A 16,119-nucleotide genomic window follows, 5' to 3' on the forward strand; every position below is an offset into this window, starting at 1 on the left:
CCATGGGGCTGAACGATCTCGGCAAGATCGACGAGGTCATCCACGGCCGGATGCGGCTGGGGATCATGGTCTATTTGGCGGACGCCGAGGCCGCCGACTTCACCGAGCTGAAGACGGTGCTGGAGGCGACGCAAGGCAATCTGTCCGTCCATATCAAGAAGCTGGAGGAGGCGGGCTATGTCGCCGTGGCCAAGAGCTTCGTGAACAACAAGCCCCTAACCCGCGTGTCGATCACGCCCGCCGGCCGCAAGGCCTTCGCCGCCTATCTGGAGGCGTTGGGCGGACTGATCGGGCGCTAGTCGCCGCCGAGGGTTTCCGGATCCTCGACCATGACCGGCGTCAGGCGGCGTTCCGCGCCCGAGGGGTCGGTCCAGGCGATGGTGTGGCCTTCCACCAGGCCGATCAGGCCTGCGCCGACGTGCGACAGGACCGAAACCTTGCCCGCGTCGATGTCGGCCTGGTGCGGCAGGACGATCTGTATGCGGCGCGGCTCGGGCGAGCGGCTGTCGATATAGTGCAGCCAGCGGTGAAGCGGGGCGGCGCCGGACGGGCGGTCGCCGGGGGCGCAGACGATGGCGCGTTCAAGCTCTTGCTGCAGCAGTCCGGCGACGCCCTCGCCGGGCATGTCGCCCACGAGGCGGGAGAGGGCGTCGAAGTCATCGGCGCTGAGGAAGATGTCCGGACGGGCGGATGTGGCGGTGGAGAGGGTCATGGCGGGTCTTTCGCTTGATCGCGAACGCCCGCGCGCCGTGACATGACGGCGGGGACGCTGGCGGTTTTCAGGGGGTGGATCGATGCCCGGAACGGGGCGAAAGGCGCTCGGCCGTTCCGGGTCAGTCGCCTGCGACGAGGCGTCCTGCGTAAGAAAGGCGTCGAGCCTGGCTGACGGGCTGAGTGATCACGGCTAGAGGCTGGTCCCATGGCCCATGAAAGTCAAACCGCGCGGACGGTCGCCTTGTCGCAGGTGATGGGGATCGTCAACGTGACGCCCGACAGTTTCTCGGACGGGGGGCGGTGGGCCTCGACGGCGGCGGCGGTGGATCAGGCCATGCGGCTGGTTGCCGAGGGGGCCGACGTGCTGGACATCGGCGGCGAGAGCACGCGGCCGGGGGCGGAGCCGGTGGGCGAGGCCGAGGAGATCGACCGGGTCGCGCCGGTGATCGCAGGCGTCCGCGCGCGCTGGGGCGGGGCGATCAGCATCGACACGATGAAGCCCGCCGTGGCGCGCGCCGCCGTCGCGGCCGGGGCGACGATGTGGAACGATGTGACGGCGCTGTGCCATGCGCCCGACAGTGCGGCGGTCGCGGCCGAACTAGGCTGCGACGTGGTGCTGATGCACATGAAGGGCGAACCGCGCACGATGCAGGCCGACCCCCGCTATGGCGATGTGGTGGCCGAGGTGCGGGACTATCTGCGCGGGCGGGCCGAGGCGGCGATGGCGGCGGGGGTGGCGCGCGAGCGGATCTGGCTGGATCCCGGCATCGGCTTCGGCAAGACCCTGGACCACAACATGGCGCTGACAGCGGGGTTGGGGGCGCTGGTCGATCTGGGCTTTCCGGTGCTGTACGCGGCCAGCCGCAAGCGGACGATCCAGGCCATCGATGCGACTGCGGTCGAGGCGACCGACCGGCTGGGCGGGTCGCTGGCCCTGGCGCTGGCGGGGGCGCGGCGGGGCGCGCGGATGGTGCGGGTCCATGACGTGCGCGAGACGGTGCAGGCGCTGAAGGTCCAGGCGGCTGTGATGGCGGCGGGTTGAAGCCCCGCGACGTCTGGTCGCGGCTGGTGTAGAGGCGGCGAAAGCAACAACCTGGGTCCGCGTCCATGCCCCTGACCTCTTACATCGCCCCCATCGTCATGCTGGCCCTGTCGAACGTCTTCATGACCTTCGCCTGGTACGGGCATCTGAAGTTCGACCACAAGCCGCTGTGGCTGTTGGTGACGGCCAGCTGGGGCATCGCCTTCTTCGAATACTGGCTGGCGGTGCCGGCCAACCGGATCGGCATCCAGGTCTATTCGCCCGCCGAGCTGAAGACGATGCAGGAGGTGATCACCCTGCTGGTCTTCGCCGGCTTCTCGGTGCTGTATCTGGGCGAGAAGCTGACGGTGAACCATCTGGTCGGGTTCGCCTTCATCGGCCTGGGGGCCTTCTTCATCTTCAAGGGGCCGCTCGGTGCCTGATCGCGGCTTGCTATCGGCTTGATCGGGGCGGCGGCCTGTTCCATCTGGTCGTCATGTCCTGGGTGATGTCGATCAATCCGTGGGCGACGCTGGTCGTCGCCGGTCTGCTGGAGGTCCTGTGGGCCTCGGGCCTCAAGAACGTAGGCGTCAGCCGACCGTGGACCTCGCTGTGGGTGCTGGTCGCGCTGGCGGGCAGCATGGTCCTGTTGTGGGTCGCCACGCAGAAGCTGCCGATCGGCACGGCCTATGCGGTCTGGACCGGCATCGGGGCCGTGGGCGCGGCCGTGGTGGGCATCCTGGTCTATGGCGAGCCGGCGACGGCGGTGCGGGCGGTGTGCATCCTGCTGATCGTGGCGGGCATCGTCGGGCTGAAACTGTTTTCGGGAGCGGCGGCATGAGTGCGCTTCATCAGGGACGCGTCTTGATCCTGGCGGGGTCCGACAGCGGCGGCGGCGCGGGCATCCAGGCCGACATCAAGGCGGTGACGATGATGGGCGGGTTCGCCGCCACCGCCATAACGGCCATCACGGTGCAGAACACATTGGGGGTTCACGGGGTCTATCCGGTGCCGCTGGATTTGATCGCGGCCCAGGCGCGGGCGGTGCTGGAGGATATCGGGACCGACGCCTTCAAGACCGGCATGCTGGGCTCGGTCGAGGTGGTCGAGACAGTCGCCGCCCTGCTGGACGAAGCCGACGCCCCGGCTGTGGTCGATCCCGTCATGGTGGCCAAGGGCGGCCATCCGCTGTTGCCCGATGCGGCGGTCGAGGCGGTGAAGTCGCTGATGATCCCGCGCGCGGCCCTGCTGACGCCCAATGCGCCCGAGGCCGAGGCCCTGACGGGGTTCGCGGTCCACGATCTGGACGGCCAGAGGCGGGCCGGCGAGGCGCTGCTGGCCATGGGCGCGCGGGCGGTGCTGATGAAGGGCGGGCATGTGTCGGGGCCGACGGTGATCGACCTCTTGATGACCGGCGACGGCGAGACGGTGCTGGAGGCCGAACGGATCGACACCCGCCACACCCACGGCACCGGCTGCACCCTGGCCAGCGCCTGCGCGGCCGGCCTGGCGCTGGGCCGACCGCTGGAGGTCGCGGTGGCGGAAGCCTGGGCCTATGTCGGCGAGGCGATCCGACGCGCGCCGGGCCTGGGCGGCGGCCACGGGCCGCTGGACCACGGCTGGCCGGTGCGGGGTTGAAGCAAGGATTGTGACCTAGTCTATTCCATGGCTCGGCCTGTCGTATGCGGCCGAGGATGACGCGATGTCGTAAGCGATGCTATTCGACCAAGTATGGCTTACCTCGACCCGGAAACGTCTAAACGTCTTGTCCCGATCGGCCGCTTCATGGGCGAGAAATTTACCGGGGCACACTGGAATGAACTCGGTTTTCTGACCGGGAGTGACGGGCTTGTGCAAGGCCACGGACGCCTTCTTCGATCCTTGAGCTTCGGCGATGATGACTACCCGGAAGCTTGTCTTGCCGTGCTGGGAAGCATCGTCCGCAACGATCCTGCGAACCTTAAGATTGTGGAAGATTATATTGCTGACACCTTCGAAGAAGTGGGTCGCAACGTTTCTACAAAGCCAGGGATCGGCACCACTATCCGTTTCACCCCTTCCGTTTTCGAAGTCCCTGTGGAGCCGTTGGATTCAAAAATGATCGCGGTCATGATGCCCTTTGGTCCCGGCTTCACCCCCATCTATGAAACTATAAAACGCGCTTGTTCAGACACCAACTGGTTCTACGCCCGTAGGGCTGATGATATTTGGGAACATGCTACCGTCATCCAAGACGTGTTCAGTCTGATTTTTCGAAGCCACGCTGTGATCTGTGACTACACAGGTAGAAATCCCAACGTTTTCTATGAGGCCGGGATTGCACACACGCTTGGCAAGACAGTTATCCCAATTACCCAAAGCGCTGCTGACGTACCGTTCGATGTTAGCCATCATCGCTACCTCAGCTATCATCCCAACGGTGAAGGGTTAGCCACCCTTGGTCAGAAGCTGACCGACCGGTTGATTGCGCTCGACCCGGTAAACGCGGCCTACTTCTAGTCTGCTGGAGACCTAGACTTTGGTTGCGCACTGGAGGGGCGGCTACATTTTCGAACGCTCCTGATATACGCCGAGTATGATCCACGAATCGCGCCTACCGAAAATCGTCCGCAACGATTCCGATCTCATGACCGTCCTGACGACCGTCCGGGGGTTAGGCCTGAACGATTGGTTGGTGTTCTCCGGGGCAGTTTATCAGGCCGCCTGGAATGACATTACGGGCCAGGCGCCCGGCTACGGCGTGAAAGACTTTGACGTCGGCTATTTCGATGAAGACGTCTCTTGGGATGCGGAAGACGCGGTGATCCAACGCGTGGCGGCCGCCTTTGAAGAGCCCCTTCGGAGCCGGGTCGAAGTTCGTAACCAGCGCCGGGTTTCGGAATGGTTCGAAGCCAAGTTTGGCGAACCCTATCCGCCCATCAAGGATACCGCCGAGGCGTTGACCCGGTTTGTCGCGCCAGCCTTCGCTGTGGGCGTCAGGTTGGAGGACGATGATCAGATCACTGTGGTCGCCCCCTTTGGCTTGGACGACGTGTTCGACATGCGGATCAGGCCAAACCCTCACCGCCCGGTGGCCAAGGATTGGGAGCGGATAACCGCCAAAGCCTTGGAACGCTGGCCCGAGCTGACGGTGATCGAACCCTAGAAGGGGCCGTGCTTGCCGTTCGAGGAGAACTCGGGCGGGGCGGCCTTGTGGATGTATTGTTCGGCGACCAGCCAGGCCTTGAAGGGGCGCAGGCAGCCCAGGCACATGGCGATCAGGATCGGCAGGGTGACAACCAGATGAACCCAGATCGGCGGGTGGACGGTGAAGTCGAACACCATCAGCAGGATCATGCCGATGATCCCCACCGCCGACATGACGAAGAACGCCGGGCCGTCCGCCGGGTCGGCGAAGGCGTAGCTGAGGCCGCATTCGGGGCAGTCGGTCTGAAGCGTCAGATAGCCCTTGAACAGCGGCCCCTTGCCACAGCGGGGGCAACGACAGGCCAGGCCGGTCTTGAGGGTGCTGAGGCGGGGATAGTCGGTCATGGGACCACTGTATGCGCCCTGAAGGCGGTCCTGTCGCGTGGACCGGTTGTCCTAGCGATATCGCATCTTTTCGCCATTCTCCGGCAAGCTGCGTGTCGTCTAGCTCACCAATCGCAACGGCGGCGGCGCGTCCAGCAGCGTCGCCAGCCCTTCGCGCCAGGTGGGATAGGCGGGCCGCCAGCCCAGTTCGGCCTTGGCCAGGGCGTTCGAGACGCGTTTGGAATCCAGGTAGAAACGCCGCATCGCCTCGCTGACGCTGTCGTCGGTCCAATCGACTTCCGGCGGGCGGGGCAGGCGCATCCGGTCGGCGGCCCATTCCATCACCACATCGGCCGGCGACGGTTCGTCGTCGGTCAGATTATAGGCCGCGCCCGGACGCGGCCGGGCCATCGAGGCGAACAGGCCCGAGACGATGTCGTCCACATGGATGCGGTTGAAGACCTGGCCCGGCTTGCGCACCAGTTTCGCCGTGCCGTCTCGCAGCCGCTCGACCACGCTGCGTCCCGGACCATAGAAGCCGGGCAGGCGGAAGATCTGCACCGTCAGCCCCATCCCCTGCGCCCCGTCCAGCCAGTCGCGCTCTGCGCGCACCCTGCGCGCACCCTCCAGATTGGCGGCGTTCAGCGGCCCGTCCTCGAACACCCAGCCCCCGGCCCGGTCGCCATAGACGGAGGTCGAGGAGACATAGCCGATCCAGTCGGGCCAGGCGTCGCCGGCCAGCGGGCCAAGCGCGCGCAGACCGGGGCAGCCGTGGGCGTCCGGCGCGGCGGTGATCAGGACGGCGGTAGCCGCCTCCAGCGCTGTCTTCAGTGCAGCCGTGTCTGTCGGGTCGATGGCCGTGATTCCCTCGGCCGCCAAGGCGCGACGCCGTTCGGGATCGCGCGAGGTGGCGGTCGCCCGTCCGCCGCGCCGGATCGCCTCCAGCGCCGTCGCCCGTCCCAGATAGCCGCCGCCGAAGACCAGCAGGTTGAGGGAAGGGGAGGCGTCGGACATCGCTTTACTCAGGCCGTCAGAACTTTGGAAAGCGGCGCACCGGCTGGCGGACGCGCCTCATTTTCCAGCGCCTCCGCCCGGCGTTGGTTCCAGGCGGACACGCAGGGCACCCGCGTCAGGTCGGCCCGGTCGGCGTAATGGCGGGCAATCTCGGTCACCTCGTCCATCAGGCCCTGGGCCAGGGTGATGGGCTTCAGCCCCAGGTCGCGGAACTGGTCGTTGGCGACGACCAGGTCGTTCTCGTCGGCCTCCTGGCGGGGATTGGCGACGTTGTGGATTTCGGCGCCGGTCTTGTCGGCGATCATGGCGGCCAGGTCGCGGACCCGGCGGCTTTCGGTCATCTGGTTCAGGATCTTGACCCGCTCGCCGCGCTTGGGCGGGTTCTTCAGCGCCAGTTCAACGCAGCGCACCGTGTCCTGAATATGGATGAAGGCCCGGGTCTGGCCGCCCGATCCGTGAACCGTCAACGGATAGCCGACCGCCGCCTGCATCAGGAACCGGTTCAGCACCGTGCCGTAATCGCCGTCATAGTCGAACCGGTTGATCAGCCGTTCGTCCTGCTTGGTCTCGGTCGTCTGCGTCCCCCAGACGATGCCCTGGTGCAGGTCGGTGATCCGCAGATTGTCGTTGCGGGCGTAGAACTGGAACAGCAGGGCGTCCTGCGTCTTGGTCATATGATAGATGCTGCCCGGATTGGGCGGGAACAGGATCTCCTGCTCGGCCGGGCCGTGGTCGGTGTCCACCGTCACCTTCAGATAGCCCTCGGGGATGCGCAGGCCCGCGGTGCTGTAGCCATAGACCCCCATGGTCCCCAGGTGGGCCAGGTGCACGTCCAGCCCGCTCTCGACGATGGCGGCCAGCAGGTGGTTGGTGGCGTTGATGTTGTTGTCGACGGTGTAGAGCTTGTGCCGCGCCGACTTCATCGAATAGGGGGCCGCGCGCTGTTCGGCGAAATGCACGACACTGTCGGGGGCATAGTCGCGGATCAGGGCGACCAGCCGGTCGAATTCCTTGCCCACCGTCATGTTGACGAAGCCGATGTCGCGGCCGGACACCTCTTTCCAGGCCTTGATCCGCTCGCCCATGGTGCGGATCGGCGTCAGGGACTGGACCTCCAGCTCGTTGTCGATGTTGCGACGGCTCAGGTTATCGACGACGGTTACGTCCCACCCAGCGGCCGACAGATGCAGGGCCGTGGGCCAGCCGCAGAAACCGTCGCCGCCCAGAACCAGAACACGCATGGGATAGCCTCGTCGTCGTCTCAAAGGTCATGCCTAGCCCAGCAGAAGGCCATGGCAAAGCGGGGCTGTTAGGCCCCTGGTGCGACGCTTTGACGAAAACTCTTGGAAAGGGACGGCGCACAGGCTAAGTCTCCGTTGTCTCCCACTCAAACGCAGCTTTACGGGCCTCTATCCGGCTGTTCGCGCTTGAGCCGATCATGACGGTCGGTCCCGAAAGGACCGGCGCACCATGCGGGCGGCAAGGCCTTCCGACAGTTCGACAATCGGGGATCGGCCCCGATCGAAACGGAACCACGAAACGGACGGAACCGGCCGACGGCCTGGGCTCCATCCCTGCACACGGTAGCGCGAATGAGAGATTTCAAGGGCATGAAGCGTCAGCGCGGACGCAATCGGAACAAGGCGGGCGCCTCGAACGCCAACAGCGCCAATCCGAATCGTTCGTGGGACTCGCAAGGCCCCGAAAACATCAAGGTCCGGGGCAACGCCCAGACCGTGTACGAGCGCTATCAGCAGCTCGCCCGCGACGCCTCGTCCGGCGGCGACCGGGTGCTGGCCGAAAACTATCAGCAGCACGCCGAACACTATTACCGCGTCCTGCGCGCGCTTCAGCCGCAACGGTCCTTCTCGGACATCGCCGCGCGCGAACAGTCGAACCAGGGCTTCGACATCGATTTCGAGGACGAATCCGGCGCCCAGGCCGCCGCCTTCGTCGCCGCCCAGCAGGCCGCCGACCGTCAGGCGCAGGAAGCGTCCGACCGCACCGAGCAGAACCAGAATCGCGACCAAAATCGTGACCGCGACTACAACCGCGACCGCGACCAGACGCAGAACCGTGATCGGGACCGCGACCGTGACCGCGATCAAAATCGTGACCGCGACCAGAACCGCGATCAAAACCGCGACCAGACCCAGAACCGCGACGCCCAACCGCCTCGCGAACCGCGTGAACCCCGCGAGCCGCGCGAGGGCGAAGAGGTCCGCGCCGAGGGCGAGGGCGGTCGCCGCGAGAGCCGTCGCGAACGCTGGGAGCGTCGCCGCGAGGAACGTAACCGTCGCTTCGATAATCAGGAGGGCGCGGAAGACGGCGCCCCCGTCCACGCCGAGGCCGGTGATACCGAGACCGTCAGCGAGACGCCGGTCGTCGAGACCCCCGTCGTCGAGAGCAAGGTCGAAACCCCTGCCGCCGAGGACCGTCCCGCCCGCCGTCCGCGCCGCACCGCCGCCGCCATCGCTGCGGACGATGCCGACGCCCCGACGGCCCTGCCGGGCTTCCTGACCCGCGCCCCCGCCTCGGCTGCCCCCGCGTCGGCCCCGGAAGCCGAAGGCGAGGCGGCCCCGCGTCGTCGCGCCCCGCGCCGCAAGCCGGAAGCCGCCGCAGCTTCGGAAGACTGAAACAACTTACGCGAGCGTGTTTACCTGAACGCAACTCCTGCGCGCCATTCTGGCGCGTAGGAGGGCGTCATGGATATCGTCTTGCTTGTCTTGTCCCTGGCCCTGGGCGGGACCTGCGCCGGAATATGGCTCTGGCTTCAGGCGCATGCGGTCGCGCTGCGTCTGCGCCGTGAGAACGACCGGCTCGAAACCCGCATCGTCCAACAGACCCAGGCCCTGCGTCGCGCCCTGACGACCGCCGAGGCGCAGGTCGAGCGCCTGACCGCCGAGGACCGCACCAAGGGCGAGGTGATGCAGGCCCTGGGGCGCGAACTGCGCACCCCCCTGACCACCGTCATGGGCTTTTCCCAACTGCTGCGGGTCAATGCCGAGGCCGACCCCCTGACCGCGCGCCAGTCCCAGGCCGTGCGCCAGATCGAGGCGGCGAGCGCCGTGCTCCTGGCCTTGATCGAAGAAGCGGACGCCTTCGTGGCCTGCGGCGACGCCGGCGCCGCGCCCTCTATCCACCGCGTCGACATGCGCCTGGCCCTGCGCCAGGTCTGCGACGGGATCGAACCGCAGGCGCGCGAGGCGGGCGTTGCGCTGGACTGTCCCCCGCCCGCGTCGGGCCTGTGCGTCATGGCCGATCCCGGCCAGGTCCGCCGCATCCTGCGCCGTCTGGTCGAGAACGCCCTGCGCCATTCGCCGGCCGGCGGGACCGTCCGCATGGCGATGAGGCGCGACGACGCTCGGGTCATCGTCGCCGTCCATGACGCCGGAGTAGCCACGACGGGCGAAGGGTCCGGCCGCCTGTTCCACCCCCTGGACGGCCAGGATGCGCGCGGGGGCACCGCCCTGGGCGTCGCCTCGGTCCAGCAGCTTGCCGAGCGGATGGGCGGCGCCCTCACCCAGCAACGCGAGCCCTGGGGCGGGACGATCTTTTCGCTCAGCCTGCCCGCCGCGAGTGTTCTGGGCGCTGCGACGCCGAAACAGGCGGCGGTGCTCTATGTCGAGGACAACCCCGCCAACATCGCCCTGATGCGACAGGCCGCGACCGGATTGGGTCTGACGCTGCACGCCGCGACGACGGGGGCGGAGGGGCTGGATCTGGCCCGCGCCCTGGGGCCCGACGCGATCCTGCTCGACATCGGCCTGCCGGACATGGACGGCTATGAGGTCAAGGCGCGGCTGGACGCCGATCCGATGACGCGCCACGTGCCGGTCCTGGCCCTGACCGCCGCCGTCTCGCCCAGGGACCGCACGCGCGGCGCCGCCGCCGGCTTCGATGCCTATCTGGCCAAGCCGCTGGACCTGACCGCCCTCGCGGCCGCGCTGAACGATGTGCTGGGCACCGCGCCCGCGTCCGCCGGCCTTGACGCCGACCGGCGCCAGAGGGCCTAAGAGGGCCACTTCGCCCGCAAGGTCGCCCCCAAGGGAAGCGTTGATGCGTCAGTTCGCCCGGTTCGTTTCGTCCCGTCCGCTCATCCGCCGTCTGGCGCCTCTGGTCGCCCTCTGCGCCGTCGCCGCCTGCGCTGCGACCCCGCCGCCCCCGCCTCCGCCGCCGTCCAGCGCGGGCACGGGCGCCGCTTTGATGGACTGGCGCGGCGTCATCACCTCGGCCGATCGCGACCGTTATCGCCGCGTCGACGCCGCCTGGACCCTGGCCTTGCAGCAGGCGAAGCGTCAGCCCGGCTCGGGCGACTTGAACGGACTGGGCGACCTGATCTCGCCCAAGGCCGCCCGCCCCGGCGTTGCGCCGCCGCCCGGCGACTATCGCTGCCGCACCGTCAAACTGGGCTCCCAAGGCGGCGAGGACGGCCTGGGCTATGTCGTCTATGGCTGGTTCGCCTGCCGCATCGAACAGACGCCGCGCGGGCTGAAGTTCTCCAAACTGACCGGCTCGCAACGTCCGTCAGGCCTACTGTTCCCCGAGGACGACCGCCACATGGTCCTGCTCGGGTCCATGGCTTTGGCCCAGGAACCCGCCGCCAACTCCTACGGCCGCAACGCCGACCGCGATCTGGTCGCCGTGCTGGAACGGATCGGCGAGGCCCGCTGGCGCCTGGTCCTGCCCTGGCCCCAGTATGAGTCCAATCTCGACCTGATCGAACTGGTCCCGGCGCCACGAAGCTGAGCCTGCCGCGAGATATCGCCGTCGCCGGCGCCGGGCCGACCGGCCTGGCCGTCGCCCTGATGCTGGCGCGTCAGGGGCGGCGCGTGGTGGTGTTCGAACGGTTCGATGCCGCCCAGCCGGTGGGCGCGGGCTTCATGCTGCAGCCGACGGGCCTGGCCGTGCTGGACGCCCTGGACCTGACCGATCAGATCGAGGCGTTGGGCCAGCCCATCGACCACATCTTCGGCCGGGCGGCCCCCAGCGGCCGGGTCGTTCTGGACGTCCGATATGCCGATCTGAAACGGCCTCGTTCGGCCCTGGGCGTCCACCGCGCCGCCATCTTCCATGTGCTGCACCAAGCCTGCCTCGACGCCGGGGTCGCGTTCGAGCTGGGGCGCGAGGCCGTGGCGGCGTCGCAGGGGCGGCTGACCTTCGCCGATGGATCGATTTCCGCCGGCTTCGACCTGATCATCGACGCCACCGGCGCCCGCTCGTCCATCGCCCAGGCCCACGGGGCGCGGCGGCGGGCCCTCAGCTTCGGCGCGCTTTGGGCGACGACGCCCTGGCCGGACGATCCGCATTTCGATGTCCGCGCCCTGCAACAGGTCTATCGCGGGGCGTCCAAAATGGTCGGCGTCCTGCCGGTGGGCGCCAGGCCCGAGGCGCCGGATCGGCTGGCGACCTTCTTCTGGAGCCTGAAGGCCGAAGACTATCCCGCCTGGCGTGAGGCGGGGCTGGAGCGGTGGAAGGCCGAGGTTCGCGCCCTGTGGCCCGAAACGGCATCGGTTCTGGACGCCATCGGCATGTCGATGATCTGGTCCTGGCCCGCTATGGCCATCATACCCTGACCCATCCCGTGGCGGATCGGCTGGCCATCGTCGGCGACGCCGCCCATTCGACCAGTCCGCAACTGGGCCAGGGCGTCAACATGGGCCTGCTGGACGCCCATGCCCTGTGCGACGCCATCGGCGGCCATCCCGATCTGGGCGCCGCGCTTTCGGCCTATGCGCGCGAGCGACGCTGGCACCTGCGGCTCTATCAGGCGCTCAGCCTGGGGTTCACCCCCTTCTATCAGGCCGACGGACGCGTGCGGCCCTGGATTCGCGACCACATCCTGGGCAAGGCCGCGCGGCTTCCGTTCGCGCCGCGCCTGTTGGCCGCGACGGTCTCGGGGCTGCTGCTGGACCCGCGCAAGACCATCGCCGGCTGAATCTGGCGCCGGCTGAACCGGGCGGCGGCTGGGCCGTTGGTGTCTCCGCAACCGATGGAGACGCCCGCATGCGCCGCACCCCTCTGGCCGTTCTGGCCCTGATGACCACGACGGCCCTGGCGGCGTGTGGCGACAACAGCCCCGCCAGCCCGGCCGAGACCTCGCCCGCCGTGACCGAGCCGGCGGCCGGCGTGCCTGCTCAAGCGGCGCCCGAGGCTATGGCCACGCCGCAGCAGCAGGAGGCTCCGGCTGGCGGGCTTCAGGGCGGAACCGACAACTGGCGTCAGGTCGCCAATACGGCCGACGCCAGCCTGCTGGGCCGGCTGGACCAGGCCTGGCATCTGGGTCGCGCGGAGGCCGAGGACGGTGGTTTCGCGCGTCAGGTCGAGGCGCTGGGTCCGCTCGCCGATCCGAACGCGGCTCAGACCGGCCGCATCCAGCCGGGACCGGGAACCTATCGCTGTCGCACCATCAAGATGGGCCGCCGTGTCGAGGGCCAGGGGCTGGCCTATATCGAATATCCCTGGTTCGCCTGTTCGGTCGAACTGACGCCGGGCGGCGATCTGGTCCTGACCAAGACGAGCGGGTCGCAGCGCACGCGCGGCCTGATCTATCCCGACACCGACCGCCGCGCCGTCTATGTCGGCGCACAGGCCTGGGGGGCGGACGAAAAGACCTTCCCCGCCTATGGCGAGAAGACCGAGCGCGATCAGGTCGGCGTCATCGAGCGGGTCGGCCAGAATCGCTGGCGTCTGGTCCTGCCCTGGCCCAAGCAGGAGGCCAAGCTGGAGCTGCTGGAGATCACACGCTAGCGCGCACCGGTTGAACGGCCCAGCGCGGGTCGCATCCCTTCGGCGTGCAAGGCGCCGGAGGGGGCGATCTTGACGTTGGGCGTCTCGATCGGGCCCAAGTTGGCTGTGCGATCGTCCGGCCCGGTCCAGGTCGGGCTTTCGGCCTTGCGGCTCACGGCTTCGCGCAGATTTCCCGTCGCCGCCTTGGCTTCGGCGCCCGGTTTGCGCCGCGCCATCTCGTCAGCGACGCGGCCCACGGCCTCGGTCAGCAGCGCCTTTTTCTCGACAGCTCCGGTGTCCGGTCCACCTTTTTCCGCACGGACGCGGGTTCGGATCTGGCGCTGCACCCGGTCGCGACGCGCCCGCAACCGGCCGATCAGGTCGCGCAGTTCCGCCGGCGAACGCTCTCCCAGCGCCTTCGTCTGTTCGACCATTTCCGCCTCGTCGCGATCCAGCGCGCGCGGATTTGGGGTCTTGGACATGACGGTCTCCCTTTGGATTGATGGGAAGACAGCGCCGCCGTGCGGCGACCGTTCCGGTTTGCGACCCTGGGTCACAGGGGCTCCGCCGTCGTTCAGCGCGCCGTGCAGTCCAGCGGCTTTACGTAGTCCACGGCGCTGGAATCCAGCTGACGCGCTTCGGCGATTTGCGTCTCAGCCTCGGCGCAGCGGCCGGTCTCGGCCAGGGCCCGGGCATAGGAATGTCGGATCGGCGCGGCCTGCGGCAGGGTCGCCAGCGCCGCCTCGCAATAGGGCAGACCTTCGGCCGCGCGCCCGGCCTGATACAGGATGAAGCAGTGGTTGTTCTGCACCCCGGCCTCGTCCGGCGACAGGGCCAGGGCGGCGCTGCTGTCGGCGATGGCGGCGGGATAATCGCCCAGCTTGGCCAGCAGTCCGGCGCGGTTGGTCAGGGCGATCCCGTCGGTCGCGGGCAAGGCCATGACCTGCGCTCTGGCCGCCGCAAAGGTCGCCTGGTCGCCGTCCTTCAGGATCGGCAGAATGCGGATCAGAACCTCGAACCTCAGCTGGTCGTCCACCGGCATGTCGTTGGCCGGATCGCCCGACGCGCTGACTTCGCCCTTCAGCATCCGCCACGCCAGATCAGCGTCCGCCCGCGCCGCCTCTTCGCGCCCGGCGTGGGCGTATGTGTCCCCTCGGAAGGCATGGAAGACGATGTCAGAGGTCACCGTCATGCCGGGCGGAATGGCCTCGTCATAGAAGCCCAGGGCCTTGGCGCACTGGCCCGCCAGATAGGCCTGCGACGCCAGGTTGATCAGCGCCAAAGCCCGCACCGGCGATCCCCTGGGCGCCGCATCGGCGCAGGCCTGAACGTCCATCGACCCGGCGGCGTCGGGGCGGCAGACGGCGGGCGCGTCCTGTAGCGCAGTCTCGGTTTGCGGCGTTAGGGACAGACCCAGGATCAGGGCGACGGTCGCGATCATCTCAATCGACGCGCGTCAGCTTGAGGTCCTGATAGTCGTAACTGAAGTCGATGTCGGGACTGACCCCCTTCATCGTCGCCGTCGCGGGCTTGGCCGTCAGGATGGCGAAGGTGAAGAAGGCGTCCTCCTCGCGCTTGTCCGGGAAACGGGTGCGGAAGGTCTCGCCGTCATACGGCTCCAGCCAGCCTTGAAGGGCCGGGGTATGGGTGAAGGTCAGCCACAGTCCGCTCTTGCGATTGCGCCCGCGTCCCTCGGTCCTGGGCGCGATGACGATGTCGCCGTACCAGGGGTCGCGCCAAGTTCCGGCGTAGGATTCAAGCGGCATGGATGGCGCGGCGCCGGCCGCCTGTTTGGCGTCGATCTCGGCGGCGGCGGCGATGGATTTTGCATTTCCCTCGGCCTCCAGCCGCTTGGAGTCGGCGATCCAGTCGACGTCGATCTTGCCCATGCAGATGTCCGAAATCCCCGAGCGCAGCGCCCGCAGCAGGAAGCTTTCCTCGGCGTTGGAGAAGACGCTGAAGCCGGTCTTGCGGCCGGGGATCAGCACGGTCGCCGAGATGCCGCCGGGCGAACCGCCGCCGTGGCTGGCGATCCGCTCGCCGCGATAGTCCTGGACCTGAAGTCCCATCGCATAGGTCGAGGCGATGGCCCGGTTCGGCAGTTCCGCCGTCGGTCCGGGCGACGACCCGACGATGATGTTGGGCCGAACCATCTCGCGCGCCGCATCCTCGGAATAGAGCCGGGTCCCGTCCGCCAGTTTGCCGTCGTTCAGGCGCACGGCGATCCATTTGGCCCAGTCGGTTGAGGTGGTGCAGATGCCGCCGGCCGCAGCGGCGGAATCCCAGTTCCAGACCTCGACGATGGACTTGGCGATGGGCGTCATCGCCCCCTGGTAACGCAGCGGCGGCCCGACCCGGCCGTGGGGCAGGGCGGACTTGGCCGGATCGGCCAGACGCGCCAGCGGCACGGTCTCGGTCATGCCGACCTTGTCCAGGATGCGGGTCTGGATGAAGGCCTCCCAGGTCAGGCCTGACACCGCTTCCAGCACCGCGCCTGCGACCACGAACATCAGGTTGCAGTAGTGATAGCGCGCCCTGAACCCGTCCTCGATCGGCACGAAGGCGGCCTGGGCCAGCACCTCGGCGCGGGTGCGGTCCGAATTGGGCCAGAACAGCAGGTCCCCAGCGCCCAGGCCGAACCCGGCCCGGTGGCTCAGCGTATCGCGCACCGTGATGTGCTCGCCGATATAGGGGTCCGACAGGGTGAAGCCGGGCAGATAGGTTTTGACGGGTTCGTCCCACTTCACCTTGCCCTCGTCGACCAGGATGGCCAGGGCGGCGGCGGTGACGTTCTTGGTGTTTGAGGCGATGGCGAACAGGGTGTGCTCATCGGCCCGCGCCGGCTGGCCCTGAAGCTTGACGCCGTATCCGCGCGCCAGGACGGTCGTCCCGTCCTTGACCACCGTGACGCCCAGCGCGGGCTGATCGGGCCAGGCCGCCATGCATTTCGCCACATAGGCGTCCACCGCCTGGGCCAACGACGCATCGTCGTTCGCGGGGGCGGTCTGGGCGAAGACCGGTTGGGCCGCCAGCGCCGCCGCGCCTCCGGAAGCGAACAGGGAACGGCGCGACAGACGAAGGGACATGGCGAACTCCAGCGAAGACGCCGGACGCTAGCGCCCCTTCAGGCT

At 68.0% G+C, this 16,119-nt stretch carries 20 protein-coding genes; 13 read left to right on the forward strand and 7 right to left on the reverse strand.

The features are described 5' to 3' along the window. The first annotated feature begins 2 nt into the window (after positions 1 to 2). Positions 3 to 299, forward strand: a complete 297-nt coding sequence (locus tag ACK4MH_RS07305) for a winged helix-turn-helix domain-containing protein (RefSeq protein WP_409716607.1) — start codon at positions 3 to 5, stop codon at positions 297 to 299. Here ACK4MH_RS07305 and ACK4MH_RS07310 read toward each other — a convergent pair. Further along, positions 296 to 712 (reverse strand): GreA/GreB family elongation factor, encoded by a 417-nt coding sequence (locus ACK4MH_RS07310; RefSeq protein WP_409716609.1) that lies wholly within the window; start codon positions 710 to 712, stop codon positions 296 to 298. The genes ACK4MH_RS07305 and ACK4MH_RS07310 overlap by 4 nt on opposite strands. 207 nt (positions 713 to 919) lie before the next feature. Here ACK4MH_RS07310 and folP point away from each other — a divergent pair, with 207 nt between their 5' ends. From folP to ACK4MH_RS07340, 6 genes are all read left to right on the forward strand, one after another. Continuing rightward, complete coding sequence (gene folP / locus ACK4MH_RS07315; RefSeq protein ID WP_409716610.1) at positions 920 to 1,756, forward strand: dihydropteroate synthase; 837 nt, start codon at positions 920 to 922, stop codon at positions 1,754 to 1,756. Positions 1,757 to 1,821: 65 nt separating this feature from the next. Then, the gene (locus tag ACK4MH_RS07320) at positions 1,822 to 2,178 is read left to right on the forward strand and encodes a DMT family protein (protein ID WP_409716612.1); all 357 of its coding nucleotides are present in this window, start codon (positions 1,822 to 1,824) and stop codon (positions 2,176 to 2,178) included. A 53-nt stretch (positions 2,179 to 2,231) separates the two neighbouring features. Next, positions 2,232 to 2,576, forward strand: a complete 345-nt coding sequence (locus tag ACK4MH_RS07325) for a DMT family transporter (RefSeq protein ID WP_409716614.1) — start codon at positions 2,232 to 2,234, stop codon at positions 2,574 to 2,576. Further along, on the forward strand, positions 2,573 to 3,373 hold the full coding sequence (gene thiD / locus ACK4MH_RS07330) for a bifunctional hydroxymethylpyrimidine kinase/phosphomethylpyrimidine kinase (RefSeq protein ID WP_409716616.1): 801 nt from the start codon (positions 2,573 to 2,575) through the stop codon (positions 3,371 to 3,373). Before ACK4MH_RS07325 ends, thiD begins: the two co-directional genes overlap by 4 nt. Positions 3,374 to 3,466: 93 nt before the next feature. Then, complete coding sequence (locus tag ACK4MH_RS07335) at positions 3,467 to 4,234, forward strand: hypothetical protein (RefSeq protein WP_409716618.1); 768 nt, start codon at positions 3,467 to 3,469, stop codon at positions 4,232 to 4,234. Positions 4,235 to 4,361: 127 nt separating this feature from the next. After that, positions 4,362 to 4,880 (forward strand): nucleotidyltransferase family protein, encoded by a 519-nt coding sequence (locus tag ACK4MH_RS07340; RefSeq protein WP_409716620.1) that lies wholly within the window; start codon positions 4,362 to 4,364, stop codon positions 4,878 to 4,880. Here ACK4MH_RS07340 and ACK4MH_RS07345 read toward each other — a convergent pair. The 3 genes from ACK4MH_RS07345 to ACK4MH_RS07355 all read right to left on the reverse strand — a co-directional run bounded on the left by ACK4MH_RS07345 (position 4,877) and on the right by ACK4MH_RS07355 (position 7,500). Continuing rightward, a complete protein-coding gene (locus tag ACK4MH_RS07345) occupies positions 4,877 to 5,266 on the reverse strand; it encodes a DUF983 domain-containing protein (protein WP_159846369.1) in 390 nt (129 codons plus the stop codon). The two genes, ACK4MH_RS07340 and ACK4MH_RS07345, sit on opposite strands and share 4 nt — an antisense overlap. 99 nt (positions 5,267 to 5,365) lie before the next feature. Then, on the reverse strand, positions 5,366 to 6,259 hold the full coding sequence (locus tag ACK4MH_RS07350; protein ID WP_409716622.1) for an SDR family NAD(P)-dependent oxidoreductase: 894 nt from the start codon (positions 6,257 to 6,259) through the stop codon (positions 5,366 to 5,368). A gap of 8 nt (positions 6,260 to 6,267) precedes the next feature. Then, positions 6,268 to 7,500, reverse strand: coding sequence for an NAD-dependent epimerase/dehydratase family protein (locus tag ACK4MH_RS07355; RefSeq protein WP_409716624.1), 1,233 nt, complete (start codon positions 7,498 to 7,500; stop codon positions 6,268 to 6,270). A 351-nt stretch (positions 7,501 to 7,851) separates the two neighbouring features. On the opposite strand from ACK4MH_RS07355, the gene ACK4MH_RS07360 reads away from it, so the two are divergent. From ACK4MH_RS07360 to ACK4MH_RS07385, 6 genes are all read left to right on the forward strand, one after another. Continuing rightward, positions 7,852 to 8,895 carry a DUF4167 domain-containing protein gene (locus ACK4MH_RS07360; RefSeq protein WP_409716626.1) on the forward strand — a complete coding sequence of 348 codons (1,044 nt, stop codon included), beginning with the start codon at positions 7,852 to 7,854 and terminating at the stop codon, positions 8,893 to 8,895. A 69-nt stretch (positions 8,896 to 8,964) separates the two neighbouring features. After that, positions 8,965 to 10,275 carry a response regulator gene (locus ACK4MH_RS07365; RefSeq protein ID WP_409716628.1) on the forward strand — a complete coding sequence of 437 codons (1,311 nt, stop codon included), beginning with the start codon at positions 8,965 to 8,967 and terminating at the stop codon, positions 10,273 to 10,275. A gap of 43 nt (positions 10,276 to 10,318) precedes the next feature. Continuing rightward, on the forward strand, positions 10,319 to 11,008 hold the full coding sequence (locus tag ACK4MH_RS07370; RefSeq protein ID WP_409716630.1) for a DUF4893 domain-containing protein: 690 nt from the start codon (positions 10,319 to 10,321) through the stop codon (positions 11,006 to 11,008). A 14-nt stretch (positions 11,009 to 11,022) separates the two neighbouring features. Beyond that, the gene (locus ACK4MH_RS07375) at positions 11,023 to 11,835 is read left to right on the forward strand and encodes an FAD-dependent oxidoreductase (protein WP_409716685.1); all 813 of its coding nucleotides are present in this window, start codon (positions 11,023 to 11,025) and stop codon (positions 11,833 to 11,835) included. A gap of 8 nt (positions 11,836 to 11,843) precedes the next feature. Beyond that, complete coding sequence (locus ACK4MH_RS07380; RefSeq protein ID WP_409716632.1) at positions 11,844 to 12,197, forward strand: FAD-dependent oxidoreductase; 354 nt, start codon at positions 11,844 to 11,846, stop codon at positions 12,195 to 12,197. Positions 12,198 to 12,265: 68 nt separating this feature from the next. Next, positions 12,266 to 13,009 (forward strand): DUF4893 domain-containing protein, encoded by a 744-nt coding sequence (locus tag ACK4MH_RS07385; protein ID WP_409716633.1) that lies wholly within the window; start codon positions 12,266 to 12,268, stop codon positions 13,007 to 13,009. On the opposite strand, the gene ACK4MH_RS07390 is transcribed toward ACK4MH_RS07385, so the two are convergent. The 3 genes from ACK4MH_RS07390 to ACK4MH_RS07400 all read right to left on the reverse strand — a co-directional run bounded on the left by ACK4MH_RS07390 (position 13,006) and on the right by ACK4MH_RS07400 (position 16,074). After that, on the reverse strand, positions 13,006 to 13,470 hold the full coding sequence (locus tag ACK4MH_RS07390) for a hypothetical protein (protein WP_409716635.1): 465 nt from the start codon (positions 13,468 to 13,470) through the stop codon (positions 13,006 to 13,008). The two genes, ACK4MH_RS07385 and ACK4MH_RS07390, sit on opposite strands and share 4 nt — an antisense overlap. A 92-nt stretch (positions 13,471 to 13,562) precedes the next feature. Next, entirely contained in the window at positions 13,563 to 14,429 is an 867-nt protein-coding gene (locus tag ACK4MH_RS07395) for a tetratricopeptide repeat protein (protein ID WP_409716637.1), read from the reverse strand. 1 nt (position 14,430) lies between these two features. After that, the gene (locus tag ACK4MH_RS07400; RefSeq protein WP_409716639.1) at positions 14,431 to 16,074 is read right to left on the reverse strand and encodes a serine hydrolase; all 1,644 of its coding nucleotides are present in this window, start codon (positions 16,072 to 16,074) and stop codon (positions 14,431 to 14,433) included. Between the last annotated feature and the right edge of the window lie 45 nt (positions 16,075 to 16,119).

Origin of the sequence: Brevundimonas sp. (assembly GCF_046295075.1) — a bacterium.
In the GTDB taxonomy this organism is placed as follows: domain Bacteria; phylum Pseudomonadota; class Alphaproteobacteria; order Caulobacterales; family Caulobacteraceae; genus Brevundimonas.